The following is a 26,043-nucleotide window of genomic DNA, read 5'->3' as shown; positions in this document are numbered from 1 at the left end:
CTTACTCGACTGTCATCTCCCCCATCTCGGACCAGCCGCTCGCGTCGATGGTTTGACTGATGATCTTCGGAGTGGACGCGAGCGCCTGCGGCAGGTCCGCCATCGCGACCTTGAAATGGTCACTACCGACGTGCGCCCCGCCGGCCGCCGCATCGCGAAACGCTTCTACCAGAACGAATTCGGCCGGATCATCGACGCTGCGTGACCAGTCGAACCACAGGTTGCCCTCCTCAGCGCGGGTGGCCGCGGTGAACGGGCCGGCGAGATCGAGCCACTTGTCCGTCCATTCCGGCTTGGTCTTGAACTTGACGACGATGAAGATCATGGCGCTCCTCCTGCGGTGGGTCGGGCTGCCGCGACACAGCCCGACTCCCGCTGGTGCCGGGCGGCGATCGTGACGAACACCCCATTGTCGGACGGTCAGTAGATGTTGGAGGGCCGAACCAGCCCCTCGGCCAGATCACCGAAGCCGGGCGCGATGATCGCACCGGGGTTCACCATGATCTCCTCGACGATCAGCGTCTCGGTGGTGAGCAGCAGCGCGGCGATGGACGCGGCACTGCGCAGGGCCGAGTGGGTGACCTTGAGCGGATCGATCACGCCCGCCTCGAACATGTCGCCGTAGGCGTCGGTCATCGCGTTGAAACCGTGCCCGACCGGCAGTTTCGCGACGGTGGCCACCGCCTCGTCCCCGTCGTACCCGGCGTTGATCGCGATCCAGCGCAACGGCTCCTCGACGGCACGGCGCACGATCTCCCGCCCCTCGGCGGCGTCGCCGGTGAGCTCGAGCAGGTCGAGCGCCGGTTGCGCCTGCAGTAGCGCGGTGCCGCCGCCGGCGACCACGCCCTCCTCCATCGCCGCCCGCGTCGCCGACAGCGAGTCCTCCACCCGGTGCAGCTTCTCCTTGAGCTCGACATCGGTGGCCGCGCCGACGTGTACGACGGCGACCGACCCGGACAGCCTGGCGATGCGCAGTTTCAGGTTGTCCTGATCGTGTTCGTTCTCGGCGCGTTCGAGTTCGCGCTCGAGCTGAGCGATCCGCGCTTTCGCGTCGTCGGGTGCGCCCGCGCCGTCCACGAGGGTGGTCGACCGTTCGGTGACGGTCACCTTCCGCGCCCGGCCGAGGTGCTCGATCCGGATGTTCTCCAGCGCGACACCCGAGTCGGCACTCACCACGGTGCCGCCGAGAACCGTTGCCAGATCCTCCAATTCGGCCACCCGGCGATGTCCGAACCCGGGCGCGCGGATGACCACCGAGCGGAAGGTGTCGTGCACATTGTTGGTCACCAGCATGCTCAGCGCCGGGCCGTCCATGTTCTCGCAGAGGATCACCAGCGGACGCCCGGCGCGCTGCACCTGCTCGAGCACCGGCATCAGCGTCTGCACGGTGGAGATCTTCTGGTTGGTGAGCAGCACGTACGCGTTGTCGAGCACCGCCTCCATCCGGTCCTTGTCGGTCACGAAGTACGGCGAGAGGTACCCGTGGTCGAACTCGAGGCCGTCGATGTAGCCGAGCCCGAGCCCGAGCTGCGGCGATTCCTCCACGGTGACAACACCGTTCACGCCGACCTTGGCGAGCGCCGCGGCGATCACGTCGCCGATCTCGCTGTCGTTGTTCGCCGAGAGCATCGCGACGTGGCGCAGTTCCGCCTCCTCGGTGATGCCGCGACTGCGTTCCCGCAGCAGCTCGACGACGGCGGCGGTCGCATGCTCGATGCCCCGCTTCAGCTGGATCGGATTCGCGCCGTCGGCCACGGCGCGCAGCCCCTCGCGCACCATCGCCTGGGCGAGCACGGTCGCGGTGGTCGTGCCGTCGCCTGCCACGCCGTTGGTCTTGGTGGCCACCTCCTTGACGAGCTGCGCACCCATGTTGGCGAAGGGATCGCGCAGCTGGATCTCCTTCGCGATGGTGACGCCGTCGTTGGTGATGGTCGGGGCGCCGGTGAGCTTCTCCAGCACCGCGTTGCGGCCCTTGGGCCCGAGCGTCACCTTCACCGCGTCCGCGACGGCGTTGACGCCCTGTTCGAGCAGCCCGCGGGCGTTCGCGCCGAAGCGCAGTTCCTTGGCCATATCGCATACACCTTTGGTCGAAGTTCAGTTGTCGAAAAGCCCGGTCACGGCACGAGAATCGCGCGGCCGCGGACCCGGGCCGCGTCGAGATCGCTGAGCGCGGTCGCGAAGTCGTCGAGCGCGTACCGCGTCGTGTGCAGCCGCACCCGGTTCTGCGCCGCGAGCACCATCAGCTCGACGAGGTCGTTGTAGGAGCCGACGAGATTGCCGATGAAGTTGATCTCGGTCGAGATGATGTCGATGGTGGGGACCGACAGCACCCCGCCGTAGCCGATGACGTAGTAGTTGCCCGCCCGCCGCAACATCGCGACACCGGCCTCGATCGCACCGCCCTCGCCGACGAAATCGATCACCGCTTCGGCGCCGTTGCCGCCGGTGAGCTCGAGGACGGCGGCGGCCTCGTTTCCGTCGGCCTGCACCGTGTGGTGTGCGCCGATTTCCTCCGCCAAAGCCAAGGCGGCCGGGGATCGGTCCACCACAATCATTTCCGCGGCGGACAGTGCCGCGAAGACCTGAATACCGATGTGCCCCAAGCCACCCGCGCCGATCAGCACCGCCTTGTCACCGGGCCGCAGCGCCCGCGCGGCCTTGGCGACCGCGTGATAGGCCGTGAGACCGGCGTCGGCGAGTGCCGCGACATCGGCGGGCACCAGTGCCGGATCCAGTTTCACGACCGCGCGGGCGTTCGTGCGCAGGTATTCGGCGTAACCGCCATCGGTGTCGATGCCGGGGAATTGCGAACTGGCGCAATGCACGTCGTCACCGGCCCGGCAGGCGCGACAGAGACCGCAGGTCATCAGCGGGTGCAGGATCACCGGATCGCCGACCTGCAAACCGGTCACGGCAGGGCCGAACGCCTCGATCCAGCCCGCGTTCTCGTGGCCGATCGTGTACGGCAGCGTGACACCGCTCTTCTGCTCCCATTGGCCCTCGATGATGTGCAGATCGGTGCGGCAGACCCCGGCCCCGCCGATCTTCACGATCACGTCCAGTGGCGACTCGATCGTCGGATCCGCGACCTCGACCAGTTCCGGCTTCGAGTCGTAGGCGGCCAGTTGCACGGCCTTCATCGGTCTGCTCCGTTCTCATACGTTGTGGTACTGGATGTTTCGCCGTAGCGGGTGGCGAGCAGGCCGCGGCAGAAGTGCGCGTTGCCCTCGATGCTGACCCGCACCGCACGGGCGTAGCGCAGCCGGATCGCCAGATCGCCGGACTGCAACGCGGCTCCGTGCTCGTCGACGAGCAGTATTGCGCCAGGACTGGTTTCGAGGCCGATGGCGGCACGTCGACGTTCCAGTGAGGTGCGCTCGCGCCCGTCGGGTACGTCGCCCAGCGTCAATTCCATTGGCGCATCGGTCATTCGATCCGCCGCCGACAGTTTGCGCACGACCCGTTCCAGCGCCGCGATGTACGCCTTGCGCTGGAACGTCTTTCGCAGCTCGTCCAGTTCGCGCGTCGCTTCGCCAGGAAAGCTGCCGGTGAATCCCGCGCCCTCCGCGACACCGGCATTGATCTGCTCGGACGCGAAATGGTCTTCCAGCAACACCGTGACCGCATCGACCTCCGGCAGCGCCGCGACGGCGTCATGGGCGTCCGCGACCATCAGATACGCGAAGTTCGGCGCGCAGAAGTAGGCGGGCAACCGCAGCCGGACGCGGACGTCGTGCCCGTCCGTCACCAGTACCTCGCTGACGAACCGCAAGGTGGTGATCGGCTCGTCGAGTTCCGGGTCCCGCACCACGTCGAGCGCGGCCCACACGCGCTCGGCGACGGTATTCGACTGTGCGACGGTGGTCATGCCGGAACCCGGTTGGCGGGCTGACCGTCCTGCGACGGCTGGACCTCACCGGGCACCTCGAACCCGTACAGCCGGGCCAGATTCAGGCCGAGGATCTTCTTCTTGGCCTCGGTGCTGATCGTGCCGTACTCCGACTGCAGGTCCTCGGGGATCTGGAAGTCGACGAACTTCTCGATCAGCCAGGCGGGCTTCCAGATCGCGTAATCGCTGGCGAAGGTGAGCCGGTTCTCGTCGAGCCAGTACAGGAGTTCGCCGATGACCTGAGCGAAATACCTTGGCCTGGTGTGGATGAACGGCATGGCGACGGCGAGGCCGCCGTAGACGTTGGGTTCCTGGGTCGCGATCCAGCAGAAGTCCTCGAGTCGCGGCAGGCCGACGTGTTCGATGATGAAGTTCAGGTTGGGGAACGCGGTCGCCACGTCGTCGACGTCCGCGACGTCGAACGCGTCGCGATTGAGCGGATAGATGGTGGGGCCCTTGTGAATATGGATATTCCGGATGCCGAGCTGTTCGCACTTCTCCAGGTATCGGTAGCTCCACGGGTCGGTCAGCTTGTACCCCTTGGACTCGCCCTTCCACTCCGCCGTATAGAGCTTGACGCCCTTCAGGTTCCAGCGTTGGTGCAGCGCCTCGAGCTCGTCCAGGCCGGCCTCGCCGTCGCGGGGATCCCACGCGCCGTTGGTGATCAACTTGTCCGGATGCTTCTCGGCGAGCGCGCCGTTGCGTTCGGTGGTGTTGAAACCGTTGACGTAGAAGTCGGTGAGATAGGTCGGCTGGAAGATGCCCTTGTCGACGTAGCCGACCTCGAACAGGTCGTGCATCAGGTCGGCCTCGGTGTAGCTGCCGAACTTCTCCAGCGTCCACACCTCATCGGCCGGTGAGAGATTGCGGTGATAGTCGTAGAAGCAGCCGGTGAAGCCCTTGCCGTACCGGTTCTTCTGATTGCTCGGCCCGCCGTCCCAGAAGTGGATGTGGCCGTCGACGATGAAGTACTTCTCGCCGTCCTTTTCGTACATGGTGGTGCTCCGATACTTAACGAGTCTGTGGGCTGTTGGTGGCGGCGGTGCGGTGGCTGATCCACACCTCGTCGATCCGCCAACCGGCGGCCTCCAGTCGGGCGATGACCGACTGGAGGCCTGCCGGGGCGTGCGTGCGGCTGAGCGCGACGGTCATTACACCGGTTTCAGGTCGAAATCGATGTACTCGGCGGCGTCCTCGGGATTGGCGAAAAGCATTGTCCGGTCATCGAAATGCACCATCCGCCCGTAGTGGGTGGACATGATCTCCTCGAAGTCGGACAGGGTGAATTCCATGCCGAGCGCGTCGGTGATCTCGGCGAAGTCGAACGTCAGCACCTTGTTGCCGTCGACCCGGATCATCGAGGGATACTCAGTGATCTTCACACCGTCCTTGCGGCCCATCACTTCCGCGACGACGTAGCCGTTCTGGTTGTTCATCAGGGTGATGCCGCACATGTTCGACGATCCGACTCCGGTGCCGAATTCCATTGCAGTACTCATCGGTTCAGCTCCTCGGGCTGGTCGAGATCCAGGTCGGCGAGCACGCTGCGCAGGCCGGACTTGGCGGCTTCGAACGATTCGGCGAACGGGATGGTCCGCTCCTGCGGCTGCGACCAGATCGGTTGCAGCTCACGGGCGGCCGCGACACTCAGCGGCACCCACTTCGCCAGCCAGCCGCCGAGCACCTCGCGGTTGCCCGCGCCGTGCTCCTCGTCGCGGGTGAGTAGAGAGAACAGCGCGCGGGAGTAGCCGAGATCACGGTTGTAGTCGTGCTCGCCGGACCCGACCAGGCTCGGCGTGACGTAGTCGCCATTGCGCGCGGCGATCTGCATGACCAGGTGGCTGCGGAACAGCACGCCGACGAGCTGTTCGAAGACGATGTTCGTCGCGAACAGTCCCTCGGCCCAATCGCCTGCGGCGGTGAGCAATTCGACGTTGCGGCGGACGCCCTGCCAGACCGGGTCGGTCTGCCACACCGCCCGATGCGCGGAACCGTCGAAGCCGCTGAGCGATTCGCTGAGGTCCAGGTTGTAGAGCGCGAGATCCTGCGCGAACCGCAGCTTGTGCGCGCAGTTAACCGCCATCGCGTTGTTGATCATGTTGGTCGGGGCGGAGCGCTGTGCGGCCATGAAGACGTGCAGTCCGAGACCGTGTTCGGCGTGCATCCAGGCGCCGAGGTTGCGCTCGACGAACTTGGTCCACGCCGGGGTCCACGAGTTGTAGGCGTCGGCCAGTTTGGCGTTGTCCAGGTTCTGCTGGATCTGCCGCACCGCGTTGGCGTTGTTGCGGTAGATCGTCTGTTCCCACTCCTCGTTGGGATCGCGGAACTTGTGCCAGTCACTGGATTTCAGCGCCGTCCACTCGAGTGGGTAGCCGCCGGGGCCGTCGCCGAAGCCGTAGATCCAGCCTTGGCTGAGATGACGCGCCGGGTCGGGCTGCACGTCGAACGTGACGTCTTCGTAGGTGGTGGCCCGTAGCTTGGCGGGCGTGAAGTAGTTGTAGGACCGGCTACCCGAGCTCGGGAACTCCAGGGCGCCCGCTTCGGCGTCGGTGAATTCCGGCTTGGGAAAACTGCGCTCCGGTTTCGTCGCGGGCTCGGCGGCAGGTGCGCTCATAATTATTGCTCTCTTTCTCTGGAATTCAGGTCTGCGGAATCGTCGTGGTGAACTTGTCGAAGTGGATCCGTTCGCGCGCAACCCCTTTGCCGTCGAGCATCCGCATCGCCGCGTCGACCATCGGCGGGGGTCCGCAGAGGTAGATCTCGGCTTCGGCCAGATCGGGCTCGCGCCGGTCGACCACATCGGTGACGAAGCCGAAATCGCCTTCGGCGACCCCGATTTCGGCCCAGTTCGCGTCGGTCTGCTCGGAAAGCGCTGGGACGAAGGTGAAGTCGGCCAGTCGATCGCCGAGCTCGATGAGCTCGGGCAGATAGAACAGGTCGGCGGCGGTGCGGGCGCCGTAGTAGTAATGCACCGGCCTGGTACTGCCGATCTCGACGAGATGGCGCAGCAGCGACAGGATCGGTGCCATCCCCGCCCCGCCGCCGATACAGACGATGTCGCGCTCGGAATCCTTCTTGATGGTGAACGAGCCGTACGGGCCGCGCAGCCGCAATTCGTCGCCGACGGCGAGCTCGCCTTCCAGCAGGCCCGAAAAACGGCCTCCTGGATAGCGTTTGATGATGAATTGCAGCCGCCTGGAATCGGTCGGCGTGGTCGCCATCGAGAACGACCGGTGCTCCTCGGTACCGGGGATCATCACGTCCGAGTACTGACCCGGCTTGAAGGTGTAGGCCGCGGGCTCGATCAGCTCCACTTCCAGCGAGACGATGTCGTGCGTCAGGTCGGTCAACGCGACGATCCGAGTCAGCAGGTGTTGCAGCGGAACCGCATTGCGCAACTCGTCCTCGTCGTAGTTGATCAGCTCGATCTCGCAGTCGCTGTAGGCATGCGACTTGCACAGCAGCACATACCCTTCCTCGCTCTCGTAGTCGGCGAGCGCGAAGGTGGAGTAGCGATCCATCTGGATGTCGCCGTCGAGCAGGAACGACTTGCACGCCGAGCACTGCCCCTCGCGGCAGCCGTGCATCAGCGAAACCCCTTGGCGGAAAGCAGCATCGAGAATGGTCTCGTCCTCGTCGACCTCGATCTCCAGCTCGACCGGCTCGAACCGGATGCGATGGGTGTCCCCCACGGGAAACTCCTCGGGTGGGGCCCGGTGCCCGCGTGCACGGACACCGGGCGTCGATGGGATCAGCCGACCTTCGCCGGGCGACCGCCTGGACCACCGGCCGTGTACGCGGCGACGTGCGCCTCGCGCTCGGCGTCCGTCATCTCGTTCAGCAGCACGTTCGGGCTCTGGAAGTTGATGCCGCGCAGGTCATCCAGCGTCCACAGCTTCTTCGGATCGTCGAGATCCAGGTGCGGCTGCGGGATCAGGGTCTTGCCGTCGTCGCGCACATAACCGAGGTTTTGCACGATGTCGGCGAGATCCTGGTTGTGGTGCAGGGTTTCCCATTCGCGATGGCCGGTGAGCCGTCCCATGTTCGGGGTCGGCCTGCCCTCGTACTCCGGACGGAACGCCTTGATATCGGTCCACGCACAGGTCTCCGAGCAGTACGTGCGCCATTGACCGTCGACCTTCTCGGTCACCATGTCGCCGCGAATCAGGCACGGCACCATGCACGTCCAGCACCGATGCGGGTACTGGTAGTCGACGTCCTCGAAGGCGATCGGCTTGTTGCGACCCGGGTAGCGCAGGCGGTTGTAGTTCTCCCACCACACGCCGTACTTGTTGTACCAACCCGGGTACTTCTCCTCGAACCACTCGAAGTCCTGATCGGTCATCGGATCGATACGCCAGTAGTTGACCGGCCAACCGGTGGAGAAGAACTGGGCCACCTCGTGCACGTAGCCCTTGTTCACGATCCGGTTCCAGGCCTCCTCGACCAGGTCGTGCGGGATGGTCAGGCCGTACTTCTCCAACGGGATCAGGTAGCTGCGGTAGTAGTCGTCGTAGATCCAGCGCCGCCACATCTCGGCGTAGCTGTCGCGATCCTTGCGCCGGTCCTTGGTGCCGTACTCGATGAAGGTGCCGATCGCGGCGTCCACCACGCAGTGGTTGTTCCACCAGGCGTAGCGCAGGTCGCGCTCGAGCAACTGCCGGTTGTCCTCGTCGGCCAGCGCCATCAGCAGAATCGAGTAGCCGTTGGAGATGTGCCGCGACTCGTCGGACTGCACCGAGTGGAACACCGTCGGCAGCAGGTAATCGCCATTGGCTGCCGCCTCCGAGGGCATCGCGACGAAAAGCGTGTTGGTGAAGGCGGTTTCGGCGACCACGGTCAGGTAGATGTTCGCCGCGGTGATCGCGTCGCCGGTGATGAAGCCCTCGCCGAACTGGCGGCCGATGGTGCCCGCGTAGTTGTTGGCGAACGCCTTCTCACTGATATCGAAGCCGGCCGGATCGATGTAGTGATTCATGTAGAGGCGCTTGAGATTCATCTGAATCGTCGAATGCCGCACCTCGTCGATCATCTGGACCGCGAGCCCGTTGTGGATCTCCGGGTTCGGCACCGCGTCGATGGCCATTGGCATCGCGCGGGCCGCCGAGATCTCCGGGAACGGGATGATCGACAGGAACAGCTTCTGCCATTCCATCCACCGCTGCTGTACTTGACGGAACATATTGCCGCGGATCGCGCCGTCCATCGCGCCGAAGACCCGGTTGTCCTTCTCCTCCTCCATCGGGAAGTAGGAGCGCAGAATCTGTTTCAGCGGATCCTTTTTCGGCGCCTTGTCGAATGTGTAATCGGTGCCGAACCGGGTGGCCGGCGTCGCGAAGGTTGGTTCCCACGACAGTTCGGTGATCTTCTTATGAGCCTTGCTCAGGCTTTGCCTGCTCAACGTCTTCCTCCTGCTGCGGCTGCGGTACACGTTTCCTGTGACCCATGACACAGCGAAAGCGATACGCTGGACGTCTCAATGTGAGACGCGTCGCACATTGAGACGCGGTTAGCGTGGAGTACCGCTGGCCAGTTTCGAGGTGAGAGCAATGTCGGATCCGCATGTCGACGCCGTTGTCAGCCTGCAGCAAGCCAGGGAACGGTTCCTGACCGCCGGACCCGTGGACACCCTGCCGGTGCGCAGCACGGTGCTCGATTCCTGGCGTCGTTCGCGCGCACTGCGCGTTCATCCGGATCGGGTGGAGCTGCCGTATGTGCGCGACCCGAATCTGGATTCGCCACTCACCAACGCCGCCGCGCCGGTGCTGCAGCGACTCGCCAATGATCTTGCGGCACAGACCGTCAGCGTCATCTTGACCTCGTCGGACGGGCTGGTGCTGGAACGCTACGCCTCCGAGGTGACGATCATGCACCTGCTGGACAGCGTGCAGCTCGCGCCGGGCTACAGCTACGCCGAGATGTTCGTCGGCACCAACGGCATCGGCACCACGCTGGAAACCGCCAGCCCCACCTTCATTCGCGGCGGTGAACACTATCTGGGCACGCTGGGCAGGCTGGCCTGTGCGGGCTCGCCCATCCGGCATCCGTTGACCAGGGCGGTACTCGGGGTTATCGACTTGACCTGCTGGGCAAGCCGATCCGATCCGCTGCTGTTCACCCTCGCCAAGAGCGCGAGCAGTCAGATCGAGGATCGGCTCAGCTCGTTGGCCAGCGAGAGCGAAACGGCGCTGCTGGAAACGTATCTGCGCCAATGCCGCCGGTACCCGCTCGGCGTGCTCGCGATCGGCGGCGATGTGGTGTTGATGAACCAGTATCTGCGGCATGCGCTGGACGCGCACGATCAAGCTGCGCTGCTGGAACTTTCGGCAGATCTGGCCGGTGGTGCCGGGAACGTCGACACCCTGGTCGCGCAGTTGCCGAGTGGGCACACCACGAAAGTCACGGCCGTGGAGCGGATTCTGGTGCGCGGTGGGGTACGCGGCGTCGTGCTGCACGTCCAGCTGGCCGTCGACCGCGCCGTGCGGCGAACGATCGGGCAGGCCACCTTCACGGTGCCCGGCGTCGCGGGACGCAGTAGCTCGTGGCGGCGCAGCTGTCAGCAGGTGGAGCGCTGCTGTCGCGATCGCGAGTGGGTGGTGCTGGACGGCGAAAAGGGCTCGGGGCGAACGCGGCTCGCTCGTGCCGTCGCCGCCCACGTCAGTGCGGACAAGATGGTCCGGGTGCTGCGGACCTCCGATTTCGCCGACGCCGAGCACATGCTCAGCGCCTTGAGCACCGAGACCGCGAGCAACGAGTTCAATGTCGTGCTCACCGATCTGGAGCGGCTGCCCACCGATGTGATCGAGCCGCTGGCCGAGATCCTGCAGTCTTGCGCGGGTCGCGGATGGATTGCGGCGACCGTGAATTCGGCGACCAGGGCGCCCGCCGTCGACTCGCTGCTGCTGCCGTTCTTCACGCACACCGTCGGCGTGCCCGCGCTGCGGCATCGCATCGAGGACCTCGACGACCTGGTTCCGTTCCTGCTGCGCGAGCTCACCAAGGGCGCCGACGTCCGGCTGGCCCCGGACGCCATGCGCCAACTCGGCAAGCTGCCCTGGCCGGGCAACGTCACCCAACTGCGCCGGATCCTCGCGGAAACCATTGCCGTGCAACGATCCGGCCTGATCCAGGCCGATAAGCTGCCGCCGCAATGCCGTTCGCTGACCAGGCGCAGGCTCAGCCAGCTCGAGGCGCTGGAGCGCGACGCGATCGTGCGCAGCCTGCAGGAGAACGGCGGCAGCAAGTCCGAGGCGGCCGCGGCACTCGGCATGTCGCGGGCCACCATCTATCGGAAGATCAAGGACTTCGGTATCGCCTGACTCACGGAATGAGCTGCAGCGCTTGCTCATCCAGTGGGGTGCCGGAGTGCCAGGGCACGACCTTGCCGAATTGGATCAGTTCGCCGTACTGATCCGGGTCGACGCCCGGTGTCAGCGCGAGATCGACTACGGCGCGGGCGGCTTCGGCGGGCGTCTGAGCGTCGCTGAAGTCGCTGAACCACGGGCGTGAGGTCGCGGTGTCGACCATGCCGGGGCAGACCGAGGCGATCAGCGCGCCGGTGGCCAGGTCCTCGGCGCGACGCTCCGCTGCTACCGCGCGCACGGCGGCCACCTGAGCGACCTTCGAGGGAGTGTTCAGCCAGCGGGGCCAGCCCGCCTCTTCGGCCGTCTTCGAATGGATTGCGCTGCGCCAGGATTCGACGGCGTACTCGACCTGGTCGAGGGTGGCGTTGTCGAACAGCGGCTGCAGTTGCTCGGGCAGGTGGCCGAGGGTGCCGAGCGAGCTGGCTACGACGAGCAGCCGGCCGCCGGGACGCAGGATCGGGGCGAAGGAGCGCAGGATCGTGTGGGTCGCGGTGTTGGCGACGTCGATGTACTCGTCCGCCAGCGCGGACTGGGACTGATCCGGCAGGACCCGGGTGGTGGCGTTGGAGACGACGATGTCCACTCCGCCGTGGCTTTCCCGTAGTTCGGCGGCGAGGGCGGTGATGTTTTCGGTGTCGGCGACATCGAGTACTCGGCCCTGCACCTGGCTGCGGGTGCCGGGCGCGGCGGCGATCTCGGCCGCGGCCTCGGCCACCCGCTGCGGGTTGCGTCCGGTCAGCAGCACCAGATCCGTGGGGTTCATTCGGGCGGCGAGCCCCTCGGCGAGTGCCCGGCCCAGACCTTGATTCGCCCCGGTCACCAGGGCAATGCGTGCGTTGTTCATGACTCCAAGTTAGGCAGTGGCCATCCATGAGTCCAACGAGAATTGGGCACACATGGTATGCGTATTACTCATGGACTTCACCGATGTCTCGCTGACCGCGCTGCGCGTCTTCCGCACCGTTGCCGAGCAAGGCACCTTCACCGCGGCGGCGGGCACGCTCGGCTACACCCAGTCCGCGGTATCGCGGCAGATCGCCTCGATCGAACGGGTGGCGGGCACGGAACTGCTGGAGCGGCATCGGGAGGGCGTAAAGCTCACGGCGGCAGGGCATCTCGTGTTGCGGCGGGCCACCGCCGTGCTCGATCAGATCGACGCGACCGCCCGCGAGTTGTCCGGGTTGCCCGCCCAGGCCGCGACGGTACGGGTGGGTTGGTTCCCCAGCGCGGGTGCCGCCCTGCTGCCGAAGGCCATCGCGGCGCTGCGGCAGACCCATCCCGGCATCAATCTCCAGAGCCGGGAAGGCAGCACACCCGCGCTGGTCCGCGCACTGCGCGCGGGCAGCATCGACCTGGCGCTGATCGGCTCCGAGCCGCCGTTCCGGCCGCCGGACACCGAGTCGCCCGCACTGATCCTGCGCACCCTCACCGAACGCAGCCTGTGCGTGGCCGTGCCCGCTACTCACCCGCTCGCGCGCGGCGACTACATCGACGTCGCCGACCTGCACGGCCGGCAATGGATCGCCGGACCCAACACCAGCGACGACCGATTGATGGGCGTCTGGCCCGGCCTGGACGAACGCCCGGAGATCGCGCACACCGCCCGCGACTGGCTCGCCAAACTCCACTTGGTCGCCGCCGGTTGCGGATTGACGACCATCCCCGCCGTCCTCGCCCCCGCCGCCCTGCCCGGCGTGCGCGTCCTCCCGGTCCGCGGCGGCCCGCAGGAACACCGGCGACTCGTGCTCGCCCGGCTCCCGTCCCCGCTCAGCGAGGCGGCGGCCAGGACCGCCGAAGCACTCCGGACTGCCGCGATAGAGCTGGACGTGCCGCAGTAACCGCGCGGAGTTACTTGCTCGCCTTTCCCTTATCTGCCGCGGTGCGAGGTAGCGTGGGTTTGCTTACAATTCGCCACTGACCGATGTGGTAGATACACAACCCGTCCTAAGCTGCTCTTCAACTGGACGACCGTCCAGCACCAAGGAGAAGTCTTCGATGCGCGTTAATCGTGGTTGGAAGAGTTCTGTGGCAGTGGCCACGGTCTCGGCAAGCGTCATGCTCGGGTTGCAGGCGGCTCCGGCAGCCGCGGAAACTCCGGGGATGCTGATCTCGGCTACTCCGCAGGCCGACGGCTGGCGGCCGATGCCGAACGGGTCGGTGATCACCTACTGGATGGCTGGGTCGGATGGCTCGCCCAAGCAGGCGAGCGGGGCGTTGTTCATCCCGAATGGCACGCCGCCGCCCGGCGGGTGGCCGGTCATCGCGTTCGACCACGGCACGACCGGGCTCGGGCGCGGGTGTGGCGGCGAATCCGATCCGAGCACGGCGCCGAACTCGCATTGGCACACCGAAGAAGACGGCATCATGCAGCACCTGATCGAACAGGGCTTCGCGGTGGTGGCGCCGGACTATCTGGGGCTCGGCCTGTTCGATACCGGGCCGCATCCGTACCTCGAGCTGAAGACCGAGGCGACGGCGACCATCGACCTGCTGCGCGCCGCGCGCTCCGCGCATCCCGAACTGTCGCGCACCTGGGCCGCGCTCGGCCCCTCGCAAGGCGGGCACGCGGCGCTCGGCACCGGCTACCTGCAGTCGAGCTACGCGCCCGACCTCGATTACCGCGGCACGGTCGCGATCGACCCGGCGTCGGATGTCGAAAAGGCGCTGCCCATCGCGGGACCCGCGATTCCGACGGTGCCGGGCACGGCGGAAACGCTCGGCTTCATCTCGACCATCTTCGCCGGAGTGCGGGCCGCGCGAACCGACGTCGATTTCAACCAGTATCTGAGCCCGGTGGGGCACGAGTTGCTCGATGAGATCGCCACCATGTGCAAGCCGGAGATCGAGGCGCGCGTGGAAGGCATGGGCATCGGGGAGCTGCTGTCGAAGCCGTTGTCCGACAGCCGGGTTCGCACCGCGTACGAGTCGTACCTGACCGTGCCGACCACCGGCTACGACGCCCCGATCCTGTTGCTGCTCAACGTCACCGACACCACGGTCCCGTCGCCACTGCACGCGACCCTCGCCGCCCAGTTCGCCGCCAACGGCGTCGACTTCCACACCGTCACGGGCACCGGCACACACACCCAGCTCAACCCACAGATGTGGGCCGCCATCGACACTTTCCTGGCCCGCGTCAGGTAACCGGTTCGGCCACAACCGATCCTGGCGAGAATCCGTTGGAAGCTGACGATCGAGCTACTTCTCGATCGTCAGCCGGGCACCTAGCGTCGTAATCACCGAGGTAGAAGGAGATTTCGATGCTCGCACAGTTCGTGTTGTTCGATGGGTTCGACCCGCTGGATGTGATCGCGCCGTTCGAGGTGCTCGGCGCCGGTGGCACGGTCACCGGCGACCAGCTCGAGGTCGAGCTGGTGTCCGCCGAGGGGGCGCGCGAGGTGCCGAGCGGGGTGCCGCCGATTGTGTTGCGCGCCACCGGAAAACTGGACCCGATCCGCGCGGACGTGGTCATCGTGCCGGGCGGGATGGGCCGCATGCCGACGGACGCGGACGATCACGGGGACGACAGCGTCCTGACCGTCCTCACCCGTGCGCTCGGCACCGAACTGCCCGCGCTGCTGAAGGAAGCCGTCGACCGGCCCGGGGTGACCGTCGCGAGCGTCTGTGGCGGCTCACTACTGCTCGGGTTCGCCGGTTTACTCGCAGGCCGTCCGGCGACCACGCATCCATTGGGCATGGAAGTCCTCGCGCGAACCGGCGCGATCGTGGTGCCCGCCCGCGTCATCGACGATGGCGATCTGGTCTGCGGCGCCGGCGTGACCTCAGGTCTGGACGTCGGGCTGTATCTGCTGGAACGCGAACTCGGCCCCCGCGTCGCGCACGCCGTAGAGCAGCTGATCTCCTACGAACGTCGCGGAACCGTCTGGCGGAACACAGGTTCCGCACCGGTCGCCGCCTGATCCGCTATCGCGCTAGAACCGAGAATGCCCCGGACTCGAAAGTCCGGGGCATTCTTGTGTTTTCGGTCAACGGGGGGCGTTGGCCGGGTCGGCGAGGGTCGGGGTACGACCCTCGCGGTTGGCGCGCCGGGCGTCCTCGAAGAACTCGCGGGAGAACATCGCGGACAGCACCGCGATGCCGCCGCGGTGCACGCGGAATTCGCTGGTGGTGCTGGTGCCGGTGAGCCGGATGACGCGGCCTGCGGCGTGCTGCGGGCGGGCGAAGTCCTTCACCCGGCCGCGGCCGGTCCACTGCAGCGCCGACTGGTCGATGACGGCGTCGTCGGGGACGAGCAGCTTGACCATGGCGTGGTCGAGGTTGGCGTGCACCTCGATATCGCCGTCGCCGGCGAGCTGCGGCGAGCGCAGGTCGATGACGACGCTGCCGTAGCGGACGGTGACGTCGAAGGCGGTGGCGTCGGTCCAGTCACCGAGGCGCTTGGTGGTGCCGTGATCGACGTGGATCTGGGTCTTGGTGGTCATGTCGGGAGTCCTTTCGGTTGGTTCCTCCTGCTGAATCAATAGTGACACAAGAACTAGTTTCTTGGCAACTAGTTTTTGGAACCTAGTTGTCCGGCGACCATTAGAATGAGTCACATGACGGCATCGGCGCAGTTCAAGCGCTCTCCCTTGGCGATGGTCGTGCTCGGCATCCTGAATCTCGAGCCGATGCACCCGTACGCCATCCAGCGCCGGATCAAGGAGTGGGGCAAGGACAAGGTCGTCAACGTCAGCCAGCGCGCCGCGCTCTACAAGACGATCGGCAGGCTGCTGGAGGCCGGGCTGGTCGCGGTCCGCGAGACCGGACGCGATCAGCAGTACCCGGAGCGCACCGTCTACGAGATCACCGACGCGGGCCGCGCCGCCTGCACCACCTGGCTGGCCGAGATGATCGCGATACCGCGCAACGAGTACCCCGACTTCCCGGCCGCGCTGTCATTACTGATGCTGCTCGGCCCGGATAGCGCCCGCACCGAATTGGCCCGGCGGGCAAAGACTTTGCGCGAACAGCTGACCGAGATGGACGCCGATGCCGAGCAAATGGCGGCCATGGAACTGCCGCGGGTGGTGATGCTGGAGGACGAATATCTGCGCGCTGTCACCGAGGCCGAATTGCGCTGGCTCGACGGTGTTGTCGGCGATCTCGCCGCGGGCACGCTGACTTGGTCCTGGGATTCCCTTGCGGCCTATGTCGGCGAATCCGCCGAGCCGGAGTGAGCCGCCCGCTGTGAGGTCACCCAATGGTGGCGGTGTTCACGGCGGGTAGTGGGGTGGTCGTCGTAAGGTACGGGCATGGTGCCCACCGAGAAGTCCGAGCTGGTGCAGTCGATTGTCGAGTCGTATCTGCTGGACGGGAACCGGCAATACAGCCGCACCGATGTAGCCGAGCAGGCGGGCACGACCACGGCGCTGACCAAGCGGCTGTGGACGGCGCTCGGCTTTCCGGCGGGGCTGGACGACGACGCCATCGACTACACCGAGGCAGATATCTCAGCGCTGCGGAACTTCCGCGACCTGAACATCCTCGCCTCCGCCGATGCCAGGCAGCAGGCGGCGACCGCGCGCACCCTCGGCCAGGGCATGGCCCGGCTGGCTGAATGGCAGGTCGACCTGGTGCTGGCCGAGATCGGCGAACGCATCGCCGCCGCCGACCCGGCCGCCGATCCCGAGGAAACCATTCGCACCGCCACCGAGGGCACCATCGCGACGCTCGAACAGCTCAACACCTACGCCTGGCGGCGGCACCTCGCCGCCGCGCTGTCCCGGTCCCTGGACCCGGGCACCTCGGCGGGCGAGACCATCCGCGAGCTGGCGGTCGGCTTCGCGGACATGGTCGGCTACACCCGGCTGACCAGGCACCTGCACCCCGACGAGCTCTCGCTGCTGCTGGAGTCGTTCGAATCCACCACCACCGCCGCGATCACCGAGAACGGCGGCTGGGTGGTCAAGAACGTCGGCGACGAGGTCATGTTCGCGGCGAACAGCGCCGCCAACGCGGCCCGCATCGCGCTGGCCATCCAGGAGTCGACGATGATGGTCGGCGGCACGCCGGAGCTGCGGGTCGCCATCGCGTACGGCGAAGTGCTGCAACGGTTCGGCGACCTGTACGGCTCGGTCGTGAACATCGCGTCCCGCCTCACCGGCGTCGCCAGGCCCGGCACGGTGCTCGTCGATGACGAGGCCGCCGCCGCGCTCGAGGGTGAGCCCGAGTTCGTCATCAAGAACCTGCGCAGCGTCCGCGTCCGTGGTTTCAATCGCCTGCGCCCGCACATCCTGCGTCGCAACGAGAAGAACGACTGAGGCCACCGCGCTCCAGCCTGGCCGCTACCGCGATCTAAGCTCGTGCCAGTGGAAATGGACTGGTCCGAGCTGCGTGCGCGATTCCTCGTCGAAGAGGACGACGCGATCCTGGCATTGCACAAGCCCGCCGGGATCTCCGTCACCGGGGAGCGGCACGACACCGATCTCGTCGAGTTGGCGGCCGCGGCGGGCGAGACGCTCTACCCGGTGCACCGGATCGACAAGGTGACCTCCGGGCTGGTGCTGCTCGCCAAGGAACTCGGTGCGCACGGACAGTTGACCAGGCAGTTCAACAAGCAGACCGCGGAGAAGGCGTACCTCGCCATCGTCACGTCGAGCGAGCTGCCCGACGCCGGTCTGATCGACCTGCCGCTGAGCGTCGGGCGCAAGAACCGCGTCCGCATCGCGGCGCCGCGGGAGAGCATTCAGCGCGCGGCGGATCGCTGGTTCGTCGAGGACGCCGACCTGCTCGATACCAAGAACTATCCGTCGCGCACCGACTTCGTGACGGTGCTGCGCCGGGACGAGTACGCGGTGCTCGCGCTGCGCCCGATCACCGGGCGCCGCCACCAGATTCGAGTGCAGCTGGCGTGGATCGGTCACCCGATCGTCGGCGATCCGCTCTTCGACAAGTCGGGCGCGCGCGAGCGAACCTACCTGCATTCGTGGCGACTCGGCCTGACGGCGGACTGGCGCACCCCGCCGGAACTCGCCCTGGCAGCGACACCCGACGCGGACTTCTGGCGTCCGATCCAGGCCGAGCCGGACGAGACCGACGAATTGCTCCGCCGCGCAGGCGAATTGCTGAGCGGTACCCGCTAGCTCAGCGCGGCCACTCCGGCGACCGGCCGAGCATCGCGATGATCTGGTCGAGCCGATCCTCGGTGGACCACTGCACCTCCGGGCCGAACGCGGCACCGGGGGCGAGCCGGATATCGCCACCGGGAACGGCTTGCGCCACCGGGAACGCGGCCTCGACCAGTTCCGCGTCGAAGTGCACGGCCAGTCCCAAAGTCTTTGCCACATCCCAGGAATGGACGACGTAGTCGATGAAGTGGAAGCTCACCGCCTGTGCACCGGAGAACTCGTAGTCGGCGCTGAACTCCGCAAGCGAGAACTTCCGGTCGAGCACGCCGGGCTCGGCGAACGCCTCGATGACATGCTCGGCGGCGGCGCGATAGCTCGCCACCGGATCCGCGCCGAGCGGGCGCAGTTTCCACTGGACGGGGTCGCTGTCACCACGGGCCGCCGCCGCGAATCCGTAGTGCTGGGCGATCATGTGCGTCAGCAGCCCGTGCAGCGTCCAACCGGCGCACGGCGTCGGCTTGCTCAGGTCCGCGCTGGTCAACTGCTCGACCAGGCCGATGCTCGTCCGTACCGCCTGCGCGTTGAACGCGATGAGGTCGATGGTGTTCTGCAAGGTGTCGAGGGTGCGCAGTTCAGCGCTGATATTCGGTTCGGTGGCCATCGTCGGCTGCTCCTCAATCCATAATAATAAGTACGAGCCTATCGTAGGCATGCGCTTATCATCTGTCGAGCGGTATTTTCTAGCCATGTCCGAAGCTCCTCGTCCCGACCTCGCCGCGATGATGGCCCCGCTCATCCGGGGGCTCATCGCCGCGGAACTGCCCGTGCTCGAACGGCATGCGCTGTCGATGTGGGGATATTCCGTGCTGCTCGGGCTCGGCAAGGAACCCGTCTATACGCAGGCAGCGCTGGCCAAGTCGATCAATGCCGACAAGACCCGGATCATCGGAGTGCTCGATGAACTGCAGCGGGGCGGGCTGATCGAGCGCGCACCGGATCCGGCGGATCGGCGGGTCAACCTGGTGTCGATCACCCAGGCCGGGCGCACCCTGCGCGACCGAGTGCAGGCCGATATCCAGGAGCAGGAGAATCGCCTGCTCTCGCAGCTGCCCGCGGCGGATCGGCGAGCCTTCCTGCGGTCGTTGCAGACGCTGTCGGCGACCGTCGGCGAGCAGTCCCCGTGAGCGCCAACACAGACCGCCGCGCAGGTTTTCGCTGGTGGTGAGCCTCATGGCGACGCGTAACACGCAGGTCAACTAGCCTTAGTATGTGTCGCGCACGGGAGGCGGGCACACTCTGACGCAACGGAGCGATCCCCCAGAGAAAGCGAATGCCGATGATCCTGGTGGCTCAGGTCAGCGACACACATTTCGATCTCGGCGCCCGCAACGCCGAACGGGTCGAGCGGGTCATGACCTTTCTCGCAGGCTTACGCCGCAAGCCGGACGCGATCCTGGTGACCGGTGACGTCACCAATTCCGGCAAGGCCGAGCAATACGCCGAGGCCAGACTCGCGTTCGACATCGACATTCCGGTGTACGCCATCCCCGGCAATCACGACGATCGCGCCACGTTCCGCAGCACGCTGCTCGGCGAAGCCGCCTCGACCGCGCCGATCAACCACGCCCACCGCGTCGGGGATCTGACCGTCGCACTGCTGGATTCGAGCATTCCCGGCGCGGACAGCGGCCGGATCGCCGACGAGACGTACACCTGGCTGCACGGTGTGCTCGCCACCGCCCCGGCCGACAAGCCGATCCTGCTCGCGCTGCATCACCCGCCCGCGTATCTGTTCAGCCCGGTCGTCGACGAGATCTCGCTCGAGGAGCCGGAGAAGTTCGCAGAACTGGTGGCCGGCGACAAACGCATCATCGCGGTGCTCACCGGTCACGCACATTCCTCGGCGACAACGACATTCGCCGGACGGCCGCTGCTGGTGGCGCCGAGCACCGCGTCGGTCCTCGGCGGCGTCTGGGAGCTCGAGCTGCCCGACCACGTGATGGACTATGCGCCCGACCCCGCCGTCGCGCTGCATCTGATCGATGAGAAGCACAGCCTGACAACGCATTTCCGCACCGTCCCGATGAGCGGCCGGCTCGGCGCACTGCCGAGCTGACCTGAGCCGGTCAGCGGCGGACGGCCCGTTCGCGGCGATAAGCAGCGGGCGTCGCGCCGGTCCAGCGCTTGAACGCGTAGATGAACGTCGAGGATTCCGCGTAGCCGAGCCGGATCGCCACGTCGCTCACCGAAAGCGGAGTGGCGGAGAGCATTTCCTCGGCCAGGGCGCGGCGCACCTCGTCGAGCAGCGCGCGATAGCTGGTGCCCGCGGCATCGAGGTGGCGGCGAAGGGTGCGGGTGCTCATGTTGAGATCGCTTGCGACGGAGTCGATTCCGGGCGGCCCGGCGAATCCGTCGGTGCCGCCGGGCACCAGCAGTTCACGCACCTCGGCGGCGATGCCGGTGCGGGCGCGGCGGCGGTGCACCAGGTCGCGGCACTGGGCCAGGCACATGGCCCAGGTCTGTTCATTCGCCTGCGGCAGTGGCTGATCCAGCACCGCGGGCTCGATCGCGAACAGGTTGCGCGGTTGCCCGAACCGGGGGCGCACCACGGTGACCGCTTCGATCCGATCGGCGTAATCCGGTTCCGGAAAACGGAACTCGGCCCTGGCCAGCGGCAGGTGCCTGCCGAGCAGATCGCTCATCACCTGGTGCATGGCGGTGACGTCGCGTTCGACCAGGAACTGGCGCACATCGGCCGGAATCAGCTCGTCGTGCACCCAGGCGATGAACTCCCCCGCGCGCCATTCGGCGACGGGCAGGCTGAAGGTGAAACTCAACTCCAGATACCGCAGCGCGAACGAGATCGCCTCGCCGAGGGTCGGGCTGCTGACGCACGCGAAGCCGAAGATGCCGAAGGTGGTGATCCGATAGCGGCGACCGACCTCGACGCCGAGCGCGGGCCAGTCGGGGAGTTCCCGCACCAGATTGCGGACCACCGTGAGTTCGATGTGTGCGTCGATCTGCGCGTCCGGGTCGCGCAGCACCGGCTCGGACAACCCCGTTCCGGCGAGCATCCGCCCGACCGGCACGCCGCGCTCGGCCGCGTAGCCGACCATCAGCGCCACGCTGGCTATCCCGCGCGGAAAGTTCCAGTCGCGAATTCCCGGATCCTGCACCCGCTCCACGCCGCCCAGTATGGCCGAATTTCTCGATCGGTTGCCCCGACGCCCCCTACAGTGGAATTATCTTCAGTCTTGTGAGGAGCGTCACATGACAGCGGGCAACCGGCCATCGGTCCTCATCATCGGTGCGGGCTTCGGCGGCATCGGCATGGCGATCGAACTGCGCCGCAACGGTTTCCACGACATCGCCATCCTGGAGCGGGCCGCCGACCTCGGCGGGGTGTGGCGGGAGAACACCTATCCGGGCGCCGCCTGCGACGTGCCGTCCCCGCTGTACTCCTTCTCGTTCGAGCCGAAACCGGACTGGCCGCAGCGCTACTCCGGTCGCGACGCCATCCACGGCTATCTGCGCGGTGTCGCGGAACGCAACGGCGTGCTCGACGCGATCCGGTTCGGTGCCGAGGTGACCGATGCCGAATTCGACGACGCGGCCGGGCGCTGGACCATCCGCACCACGGACGGCGCGGCGCGAACCGTGGACGTCCTGATCTCGGCGGTCGGCCAGCTGTCGCGGCCCGCGCTGCCGAACATCCCCGGCCTCGATACCTTCGCGGGCCCAGCGTTCCACTCCGCCACCTGGGACCACGGCGTCGAGCTCGGCGGTAAGCGCGTCGCCTGCATCGGCACCGGCGCCAGCGCCATCCAGTACATCCCGGAGATCCAGCCGAAGGTCGCCGAGCTCACCCTGTTCCAGCGCACCCCGGCCTGGGTGATCCCCAAATTCGATACCGACTACTCGCCGATTCAGCACCGGCTGTTCGCCAGGTTGCCCGGCGCGCTGCTGGTCGAGCGCTTCGGCTGGTGGGCCATCGCGGATTTCGTGTCGCTCGGCCTCGTCGAATTCCCGGCCATCGCCCGGCTGGTGGCGCGGATCGCCGACCGCCATCTGCACAAGCAGGTGGCCGATCCGGCGTTGCGGACCAAGCTGACCCCCGACTATCCGATCGGCTGCAAGCGCGCCTTGTTCTCCAACGACTACTACCCCGCGTTGACCCAACCGAACGTCCGGGTGGAGACCGCTGCGATCACCGAGGTGGTGCCCGAGGGCGTGCGCACCGCCGACGGCACTGTCCACGCGGTGGATGTGATCATCTACGGCACCGGGTTCAAAGGCACCGAATTCCTGTGGCCGATGAACATTTACGGCCGCGCGGGCCACAAGCTGTCCGACGCGTGGACCGACGGCGCGCATGCCTACTACGGCATCTCGGTGCCGGACTTCCCGAATCTATTCCTCGTCTATGGGCCCAACACCAATCTCAGTGCGGGCTCGATCATCTACATGATCGAATCGCAGACCCGCTACATCCGGCAGGCCGTCGAACTGCTCGGGCAACGCCGACGGCGCTGCCTCGAGGTCCGTGCTGATCGGGAAGAACGATTCAACGCCGCCCTGCAGCAACGCCTCGCCCGCACCCCGTGGAACTTCTGCTCCAGCTGGTACCGCAACGCCGCGGGCCGCATCACCAACAACTGGCCGGGCTCGCAGACCAGTTACCGCCGCCGCATCCGCAGGCTCGACCCGGATGACTACACCCTCACCTAGCAGCGCTTGCGAGGACGAATGTCGGAGGCCGCCCGGCCGCTTGACGGCGCGCCGAGTGCACACACTGGCAGACTTGTGCCGTGACTGGACGCCCGATAGCTGACGGAACGGCCGAACACGGGCCGCTACGACCGATCGAGCTGGCCGTCGGCGCCGTGCTGGGCGGTGCCACCGTCGGGTTGGTCACCGTCGGCTCGGTCATGCCGTTCGCGGCCGCGCTGAACCTGGTGGCCGCGGTGCCGATGGGGTTGATCGCGCAGCGCTACCGGCTGCGCGCGCTGGTCACCGCCGCCGTCGCGGCGACGGTGGTCACCTTTGTCGCAACCGGCCTGCTCGCCACCACCGGGCTGATGGCGACGGCCACGATCGCGGGCATCATCGGGACCACGAAACGGCGCGGCGGCGGATTCGTCTCGGTGCTCGGCCTTTCCGCCATCGCAGGCCTGGTGTGGGCCGGGTTCGCGGTCGGCCTGCTGCAGTTGTTCTCGGCAGGGCGAAATCTGCTGTTCGACACCCTGCGCAACACCTCGCGCGGCATCCAGGATCTCGCGGCGCGCCAGCAGCAGCTCGAGCCGCTCGGGCGCGCCGCCGCCGACCTCACCGATTCGGTGCTGCGCTGGTGGTGGGCCTGGGTCGGCGGCGGGGTCGCGACGGGCATGGTGGCGACCGCGATCTTCTCCTGGTTCGTGCTCGGCTCGGTGCTGGACCGGCTGACCTGGCTGCCCGGCCAGGACCGGCTCGACGCGCCGCCGGACGATCGCGCGATCGCGCCGCTGCCGGTGACGTTGCGTGGGGCGGCCTTCCGATACCCGGGCACCGTGCGCGACGCGCTGCGCGAGATCGACCTGACCGTTGACGTCGGCGAATTCGTCGCGGTGGTCGGGCACAACGGCTCCGGGAAGTCGACGCTGACCCGGCTGCTCGCCGGACTCCCGCCCACCGCCGGAACGGTCGAGCGGCCCGGCTCGGCGGGACTCGGGCATCAGGGCGGCACCGCACTCGTGTTGCAGCGGCCGGAGAGTCAGACGCTCGGCGTGCTCGTCGCCGACGATGTGGTGTGGGGGCTGTCGACCGAGCTCGCCGCCGCAGTCGACGTCGACGCGTTGCTCGGCGAGGTGGGCCTGGACGGCATGGGCGACAAGGAAACCGCGACGCTGTCCGGCGGGCAGCAGCAGCGGCTCGCGGTCGCCGCGGCGCTCGCCAGGAAACCCGCGCTGCTCATCGCCGACGAGGCCACCTCGATGATCGATCCGGAGGGACGGCGCGAGCTCGTCGAATTGCTTGCCGCACTGCCGAAACGACATTCGATGGCGGTCGTGCTGGTGACCCACCACGAGGCCGATGCGGCCGCGGCGGACCGGGTGGTGCATCTGGACCAGGGCCGCGCGGTCGAACGCCTGGCCGCCTGGCCGCGGCCGGTGCGGGACGTGCGGCGCAGGCCGATGGGCGACACGATCCTCGAACTGCGCGACGTCCAATACACCTATAACCGCGGAACACCGTGGGAGGCAGCCGCTTTGCACTCGGTCGACCTGACGGTGCGGCGCGGCGAGGCCCTGCTCATCGTCGGCGGCAACGGGTCGGGCAAGTCCACCCTGGCCTGGATCATGGCCGGTTTGATCGCGCCGAGCTCCGGCCGTTGCGAACTCGCGGGCAAGGCGGTCACCAAGCAGATCGGCCGAGTCGAGTTGGCGTTCCAGCACTCTCGGCTGCAACTGCAGAAGCAGACGGTCGGCGCGGAGATCGCGGACTGGGGCGGGCGGGCCACCGGGTCCGGCGCCGTCGGGCGGGCACTCGACGCCGTCGGCTTGGATCGCTCGCTGGCCGCGCGGTCCATCGAGGAACTCAGTGGCGGACAGGCCAAACGGGTGGTGCTCGCCGCGATCGTCGCCTGCCACCCGCAGGTGGTGGTGCTCGACGAGCCGCTGGCCGGACTCGACCCGGGGGGTCGCGCGGATATCGTGGAACTGCTTGCGCGGCTGCGCGATTCCGGATTGACGCTGATCGTCATCTCGCACGACGTGGAGGACATGGCCGCGGTGGTCGATCGGACGGTGCACCTGCGCTCCGGGCGACTACTCGCCGCCGACTCGGCGTCCGACACCGCCGCCGTCCCCAAGGATGCGGCGCAGCAGCATGATTCACGTCCTGCCGCACCACTGCGGCAGCCGGGAGACGCCGCCTGGCGGCTCGAGCGCGGAGGCAAGGCATGAGTATGGTGCTGTTTCGCCGGGTGCCGGTGTCGAGCCCGATCCACAATCTGTGGGCGGGCACCAAGATGATCAGCGCGTTCCTGATCAGCTTCCTGCTGATGTTCCTGCCCACCTGGCCGGTGCTCGGCGTGATGATCGCGTTCCTGGTGCTGATCGGGGTGCTCGCCCGGCTGCCGCTCGGCACGCTGCCGCGGCTGCCGTGGTGGTTCTGGGCGTTGCTCCTCCTCGCCGGCGCGATCAACGTGCCGGTGGGCCCCCCGGCCGTGCTGCGTTACGCGCAGACGGTGGTCTTCGGTCTGATCATGGTGGCCGCGTCGTTCGTCGTCGCATGGACGACGCCGATGAGCGATATCGCGCCCGCGCTGGCCACACTCGGCGCGCCGCTGCGCAAGCTGCGGGTGCCGGTGGACGAGTGGGCCGTCGTCGTCGCGCTGACCCTGCGCGGCCTGCCGCTGCTGATGGACGAGATCCGGGTGCTGCGCGCGGCCCGCAAGCTGCGCCCCAAGGACAGCCCGCTCTACCTGGCCACCGAGAACCCGCTCATCGACATTCTCACCGCCGCGATGGCCGTATCCACCCGCCGCGCAGGCGAACTCGGCGAGGCGATCACCGCGCGCGGCGGCACCGGCGAACTCGCCGCCTACCCCAGTTCGCCTGGGCGCAGTGATGCCATCGCGCTGGTCATCGTCGTCGCGGTGTGTGCGGGCGCCTTCGCGCTCGGCATGTATCTGCTGTAGGCCCGCCTGACGCACGAGCCGACCGTCACGGGCGATACTGGCCAG

At 67.2% G+C, this 26,043-nt stretch carries 26 protein-coding genes; 12 read left to right on the top strand and 14 right to left on the bottom strand.

The window, feature by feature from the left end:
- Position 1: 1 nt before the first annotated feature.
- The 10 genes from ACFWF1_RS21845 to ACFWF1_RS21800 form a co-directional block, all read right to left on the bottom strand.
- Entirely contained in the window at positions 2 to 325 is a 324-nt protein-coding gene (locus tag ACFWF1_RS21845; RefSeq protein WP_379282278.1) for a putative quinol monooxygenase, read from the bottom strand.
- Positions 326 to 420: 95 nt separating this feature from the next.
- Complete coding sequence (gene groL, locus ACFWF1_RS21840) at positions 421 to 2,070, bottom strand: chaperonin GroEL (protein ID WP_379282277.1); 1,650 nt, start codon at positions 2,068 to 2,070, stop codon at positions 421 to 423.
- A gap of 44 nt (positions 2,071 to 2,114) precedes the next feature.
- The gene (locus ACFWF1_RS21835) at positions 2,115 to 3,140 is read right to left on the bottom strand and encodes an NAD(P)-dependent alcohol dehydrogenase (protein ID WP_379282276.1); all 1,026 of its coding nucleotides are present in this window, start codon (positions 3,138 to 3,140) and stop codon (positions 2,115 to 2,117) included.
- Positions 3,137 to 3,868 carry an iron-sulfur cluster assembly protein gene (locus ACFWF1_RS21830; RefSeq protein ID WP_379282275.1) on the bottom strand — a complete coding sequence of 244 codons (732 nt, stop codon included), beginning with the start codon at positions 3,866 to 3,868 and terminating at the stop codon, positions 3,137 to 3,139. The genes ACFWF1_RS21835 and ACFWF1_RS21830 overlap by 4 nt, the downstream gene beginning before the upstream one ends.
- Positions 3,865 to 4,884, bottom strand: coding sequence for an amidohydrolase family protein (locus tag ACFWF1_RS21825; RefSeq protein ID WP_379282274.1), 1,020 nt, complete (start codon positions 4,882 to 4,884; stop codon positions 3,865 to 3,867). The genes ACFWF1_RS21830 and ACFWF1_RS21825 overlap by 4 nt, the downstream gene beginning before the upstream one ends.
- A 16-nt stretch (positions 4,885 to 4,900) precedes the next feature.
- On the bottom strand, positions 4,901 to 5,041 hold the full coding sequence (locus ACFWF1_RS21820; RefSeq protein ID WP_379282273.1) for a hypothetical protein: 141 nt from the start codon (positions 5,039 to 5,041) through the stop codon (positions 4,901 to 4,903).
- A complete protein-coding gene (mimD, locus tag ACFWF1_RS21815) occupies positions 5,041 to 5,388 on the bottom strand; it encodes a propane 2-monooxygenase effector subunit MimD (protein ID WP_379282271.1) in 348 nt (115 codons plus the stop codon). Before mimD ends, ACFWF1_RS21820 begins: the two co-directional genes overlap by 1 nt.
- A complete protein-coding gene (locus ACFWF1_RS21810) occupies positions 5,385 to 6,503 on the bottom strand; it encodes an aromatic/alkene monooxygenase hydroxylase subunit beta (RefSeq protein ID WP_379282270.1) in 1,119 nt (372 codons plus the stop codon). The genes mimD and ACFWF1_RS21810 overlap by 4 nt, the downstream gene beginning before the upstream one ends.
- 25 nt (positions 6,504 to 6,528) lie before the next feature.
- The gene (locus ACFWF1_RS21805; protein ID WP_379282269.1) at positions 6,529 to 7,581 is read right to left on the bottom strand and encodes a 2Fe-2S iron-sulfur cluster-binding protein; all 1,053 of its coding nucleotides are present in this window, start codon (positions 7,579 to 7,581) and stop codon (positions 6,529 to 6,531) included.
- Between the two features lie 59 nt (positions 7,582 to 7,640).
- The gene (locus ACFWF1_RS21800; protein ID WP_379282268.1) at positions 7,641 to 9,290 is read right to left on the bottom strand and encodes a methane monooxygenase; all 1,650 of its coding nucleotides are present in this window, start codon (positions 9,288 to 9,290) and stop codon (positions 7,641 to 7,643) included.
- A gap of 148 nt (positions 9,291 to 9,438) precedes the next feature.
- Here ACFWF1_RS21800 and ACFWF1_RS21795 point away from each other — a divergent pair, with 148 nt between their 5' ends.
- Positions 9,439 to 11,208, top strand: coding sequence for a sigma-54-dependent Fis family transcriptional regulator (locus tag ACFWF1_RS21795; protein WP_379282267.1), 1,770 nt, complete (start codon positions 9,439 to 9,441; stop codon positions 11,206 to 11,208).
- A 1-nt stretch (position 11,209) separates the two neighbouring features.
- On the opposite strand, the gene ACFWF1_RS21790 is transcribed toward ACFWF1_RS21795, so the two are convergent.
- Entirely contained in the window at positions 11,210 to 12,097 is an 888-nt protein-coding gene (locus ACFWF1_RS21790) for an SDR family NAD(P)-dependent oxidoreductase (RefSeq protein ID WP_379282266.1), read from the bottom strand.
- Between the two features lie 70 nt (positions 12,098 to 12,167).
- On the opposite strand from ACFWF1_RS21790, the gene ACFWF1_RS21785 reads away from it, so the two are divergent.
- The 3 genes from ACFWF1_RS21785 to ACFWF1_RS21775 all read left to right on the top strand — a co-directional run bounded on the left by ACFWF1_RS21785 (position 12,168) and on the right by ACFWF1_RS21775 (position 15,173).
- The gene (locus ACFWF1_RS21785) at positions 12,168 to 13,091 is read left to right on the top strand and encodes a LysR family transcriptional regulator (RefSeq protein ID WP_379282265.1); all 924 of its coding nucleotides are present in this window, start codon (positions 12,168 to 12,170) and stop codon (positions 13,089 to 13,091) included.
- Between the two features lie 187 nt (positions 13,092 to 13,278).
- Positions 13,279 to 14,397 (top strand): lipase family protein, encoded by a 1,119-nt coding sequence (locus tag ACFWF1_RS21780; protein ID WP_379282264.1) that lies wholly within the window; start codon positions 13,279 to 13,281, stop codon positions 14,395 to 14,397.
- Between the two features lie 116 nt (positions 14,398 to 14,513).
- Positions 14,514 to 15,173 carry a DJ-1/PfpI family protein gene (locus tag ACFWF1_RS21775; RefSeq protein WP_379282262.1) on the top strand — a complete coding sequence of 220 codons (660 nt, stop codon included), beginning with the start codon at positions 14,514 to 14,516 and terminating at the stop codon, positions 15,171 to 15,173.
- Between the two features lie 66 nt (positions 15,174 to 15,239).
- On the opposite strand, the gene ACFWF1_RS21770 is transcribed toward ACFWF1_RS21775, so the two are convergent.
- Positions 15,240 to 15,695 (bottom strand): hypothetical protein, encoded by a 456-nt coding sequence (locus ACFWF1_RS21770; RefSeq protein WP_379282261.1) that lies wholly within the window; start codon positions 15,693 to 15,695, stop codon positions 15,240 to 15,242.
- Positions 15,696 to 15,809: 114 nt separating this feature from the next.
- Between ACFWF1_RS21770 and ACFWF1_RS21765 the strand changes: the two genes are divergently transcribed.
- The 3 genes from ACFWF1_RS21765 (at position 15,810) to ACFWF1_RS21755 (ending at position 18,335) form a co-directional block, all read left to right on the top strand.
- Positions 15,810 to 16,430, top strand: coding sequence for a PadR family transcriptional regulator (locus tag ACFWF1_RS21765; RefSeq protein ID WP_379282259.1), 621 nt, complete (start codon positions 15,810 to 15,812; stop codon positions 16,428 to 16,430).
- A 75-nt stretch (positions 16,431 to 16,505) separates the two neighbouring features.
- Positions 16,506 to 17,513 carry an adenylate/guanylate cyclase domain-containing protein gene (locus tag ACFWF1_RS21760; protein WP_379282257.1) on the top strand — a complete coding sequence of 336 codons (1,008 nt, stop codon included), beginning with the start codon at positions 16,506 to 16,508 and terminating at the stop codon, positions 17,511 to 17,513.
- Between the two features lie 54 nt (positions 17,514 to 17,567).
- Positions 17,568 to 18,335 (top strand): pseudouridine synthase family protein, encoded by a 768-nt coding sequence (locus tag ACFWF1_RS21755; RefSeq protein WP_379282339.1) that lies wholly within the window; start codon positions 17,568 to 17,570, stop codon positions 18,333 to 18,335.
- A 1-nt stretch (position 18,336) separates the two neighbouring features.
- Here the strand turns inward: ACFWF1_RS21755 and ACFWF1_RS21750 are convergent, their stop codons facing one another.
- The gene (locus tag ACFWF1_RS21750; protein WP_379282255.1) at positions 18,337 to 18,981 is read right to left on the bottom strand and encodes a TIGR03086 family metal-binding protein; all 645 of its coding nucleotides are present in this window, start codon (positions 18,979 to 18,981) and stop codon (positions 18,337 to 18,339) included.
- A gap of 85 nt (positions 18,982 to 19,066) precedes the next feature.
- On the opposite strand from ACFWF1_RS21750, the gene ACFWF1_RS21745 reads away from it, so the two are divergent.
- Complete coding sequence (locus tag ACFWF1_RS21745) at positions 19,067 to 19,504, top strand: MarR family winged helix-turn-helix transcriptional regulator (protein ID WP_379282254.1); 438 nt, start codon at positions 19,067 to 19,069, stop codon at positions 19,502 to 19,504.
- Positions 19,505 to 19,650: 146 nt separating this feature from the next.
- The gene (locus ACFWF1_RS21740; protein WP_379282252.1) at positions 19,651 to 20,436 is read left to right on the top strand and encodes a metallophosphoesterase; all 786 of its coding nucleotides are present in this window, start codon (positions 19,651 to 19,653) and stop codon (positions 20,434 to 20,436) included.
- Positions 20,437 to 20,446: 10 nt separating this feature from the next.
- On the opposite strand, the gene ACFWF1_RS21735 is transcribed toward ACFWF1_RS21740, so the two are convergent.
- Entirely contained in the window at positions 20,447 to 21,505 is a 1,059-nt protein-coding gene (locus ACFWF1_RS21735; RefSeq protein WP_379282251.1) for an AraC family transcriptional regulator, read from the bottom strand.
- A gap of 85 nt (positions 21,506 to 21,590) precedes the next feature.
- Here ACFWF1_RS21735 and ACFWF1_RS21730 point away from each other — a divergent pair, with 85 nt between their 5' ends.
- From ACFWF1_RS21730 to ACFWF1_RS21720, 3 genes are all read left to right on the top strand, one after another.
- Positions 21,591 to 23,048, top strand: a complete 1,458-nt coding sequence (locus ACFWF1_RS21730) for a flavin-containing monooxygenase (protein WP_379282250.1) — start codon at positions 21,591 to 21,593, stop codon at positions 23,046 to 23,048.
- An 80-nt stretch (positions 23,049 to 23,128) separates the two neighbouring features.
- Positions 23,129 to 25,261 (top strand): ATP-binding cassette domain-containing protein, encoded by a 2,133-nt coding sequence (locus tag ACFWF1_RS21725; RefSeq protein WP_379282248.1) that lies wholly within the window; start codon positions 23,129 to 23,131, stop codon positions 25,259 to 25,261.
- Positions 25,258 to 25,998, top strand: a complete 741-nt coding sequence (locus ACFWF1_RS21720) for an energy-coupling factor transporter transmembrane component T family protein (RefSeq protein WP_379282246.1) — start codon at positions 25,258 to 25,260, stop codon at positions 25,996 to 25,998. The genes ACFWF1_RS21725 and ACFWF1_RS21720 overlap by 4 nt, the downstream gene beginning before the upstream one ends.
- Positions 25,999 to 26,043 lie beyond the last annotated feature (45 nt).

It is taken from the genome of Nocardia sp. NPDC060255, from assembly GCF_042727395.1.
GTDB lineage: Bacteria > Actinomycetota > Actinomycetes > Mycobacteriales > Mycobacteriaceae > Nocardia.
The sequence above is the reverse complement of the archived record's forward strand: the minus strand, read 5'-3'. Positions and strand labels throughout refer to the sequence as shown.

What these genes read in the sequence shown, in the direction of transcription:
- ACFWF1_RS21845 (WP_379282278.1), bottom strand. Translation starts at nt 325, where the DNA reads ATGATCTTCATCGTCGTCAAGTTCAAGACCAAGCCGGAATGGACGGAC.
- groL (WP_379282277.1), bottom strand. Translation starts at nt 2,070, where the DNA reads ATGGCCAAGGAACTGCGCTTCGGCGCGAACGCCCGCGGGCTGCTCGAA.
- ACFWF1_RS21835 (WP_379282276.1), bottom strand. Translation starts at nt 3,140, where the DNA reads ATGAAGGCCGTGCAACTGGCCGCCTACGACTCGAAGCCGGAACTGGTC.
- ACFWF1_RS21830 (WP_379282275.1), bottom strand. Translation starts at nt 3,868, where the DNA reads ATGACCACCGTCGCACAGTCGAATACCGTCGCCGAGCGCGTGTGGGCC.
- ACFWF1_RS21825 (WP_379282274.1), bottom strand. Translation starts at nt 4,884, where the DNA reads ATGTACGAAAAGGACGGCGAGAAGTACTTCATCGTCGACGGCCACATC.
- ACFWF1_RS21820 (WP_379282273.1), bottom strand. Translation starts at nt 5,041, where the DNA reads ATGACCGTCGCGCTCAGCCGCACGCACGCCCCGGCAGGCCTCCAGTCG.
- mimD (WP_379282271.1), bottom strand. Translation starts at nt 5,388, where the DNA reads ATGAGTACTGCAATGGAATTCGGCACCGGAGTCGGATCGTCGAACATG.
- ACFWF1_RS21810 (WP_379282270.1), bottom strand. Translation starts at nt 6,503, where the DNA reads ATGAGCGCACCTGCCGCCGAGCCCGCGACGAAACCGGAGCGCAGTTTT.
- ACFWF1_RS21795 (WP_379282267.1), top strand. Translation starts at nt 9,439, where the DNA reads ATGTCGGATCCGCATGTCGACGCCGTTGTCAGCCTGCAGCAAGCCAGG.
- ACFWF1_RS21790 (WP_379282266.1), bottom strand. Translation starts at nt 12,097, where the DNA reads ATGAACAACGCACGCATTGCCCTGGTGACCGGGGCGAATCAAGGTCTG.
- ACFWF1_RS21785 (WP_379282265.1), top strand. Translation starts at nt 12,168, where the DNA reads ATGGACTTCACCGATGTCTCGCTGACCGCGCTGCGCGTCTTCCGCACC.
- ACFWF1_RS21775 (WP_379282262.1), top strand. Translation starts at nt 14,514, where the DNA reads ATGCTCGCACAGTTCGTGTTGTTCGATGGGTTCGACCCGCTGGATGTG.
- ACFWF1_RS21770 (WP_379282261.1), bottom strand. Translation starts at nt 15,695, where the DNA reads ATGACCACCAAGACCCAGATCCACGTCGATCACGGCACCACCAAGCGC.
- ACFWF1_RS21765 (WP_379282259.1), top strand. Translation starts at nt 15,810, where the DNA reads ATGACGGCATCGGCGCAGTTCAAGCGCTCTCCCTTGGCGATGGTCGTG.
- ACFWF1_RS21760 (WP_379282257.1), top strand. Translation starts at nt 16,506, where the DNA reads ATGGTGCCCACCGAGAAGTCCGAGCTGGTGCAGTCGATTGTCGAGTCG.
- ACFWF1_RS21755 (WP_379282339.1), top strand. Translation starts at nt 17,568, where the DNA reads ATGGACTGGTCCGAGCTGCGTGCGCGATTCCTCGTCGAAGAGGACGAC.
- ACFWF1_RS21750 (WP_379282255.1), bottom strand. Translation starts at nt 18,981, where the DNA reads ATGGCCACCGAACCGAATATCAGCGCTGAACTGCGCACCCTCGACACC.
- ACFWF1_RS21745 (WP_379282254.1), top strand. Translation starts at nt 19,067, where the DNA reads ATGTCCGAAGCTCCTCGTCCCGACCTCGCCGCGATGATGGCCCCGCTC.
- ACFWF1_RS21740 (WP_379282252.1), top strand. Translation starts at nt 19,651, where the DNA reads ATGCCGATGATCCTGGTGGCTCAGGTCAGCGACACACATTTCGATCTC.
- ACFWF1_RS21730 (WP_379282250.1), top strand. Translation starts at nt 21,591, where the DNA reads ATGACAGCGGGCAACCGGCCATCGGTCCTCATCATCGGTGCGGGCTTC.
- ACFWF1_RS21720 (WP_379282246.1), top strand. Translation starts at nt 25,258, where the DNA reads ATGAGTATGGTGCTGTTTCGCCGGGTGCCGGTGTCGAGCCCGATCCAC.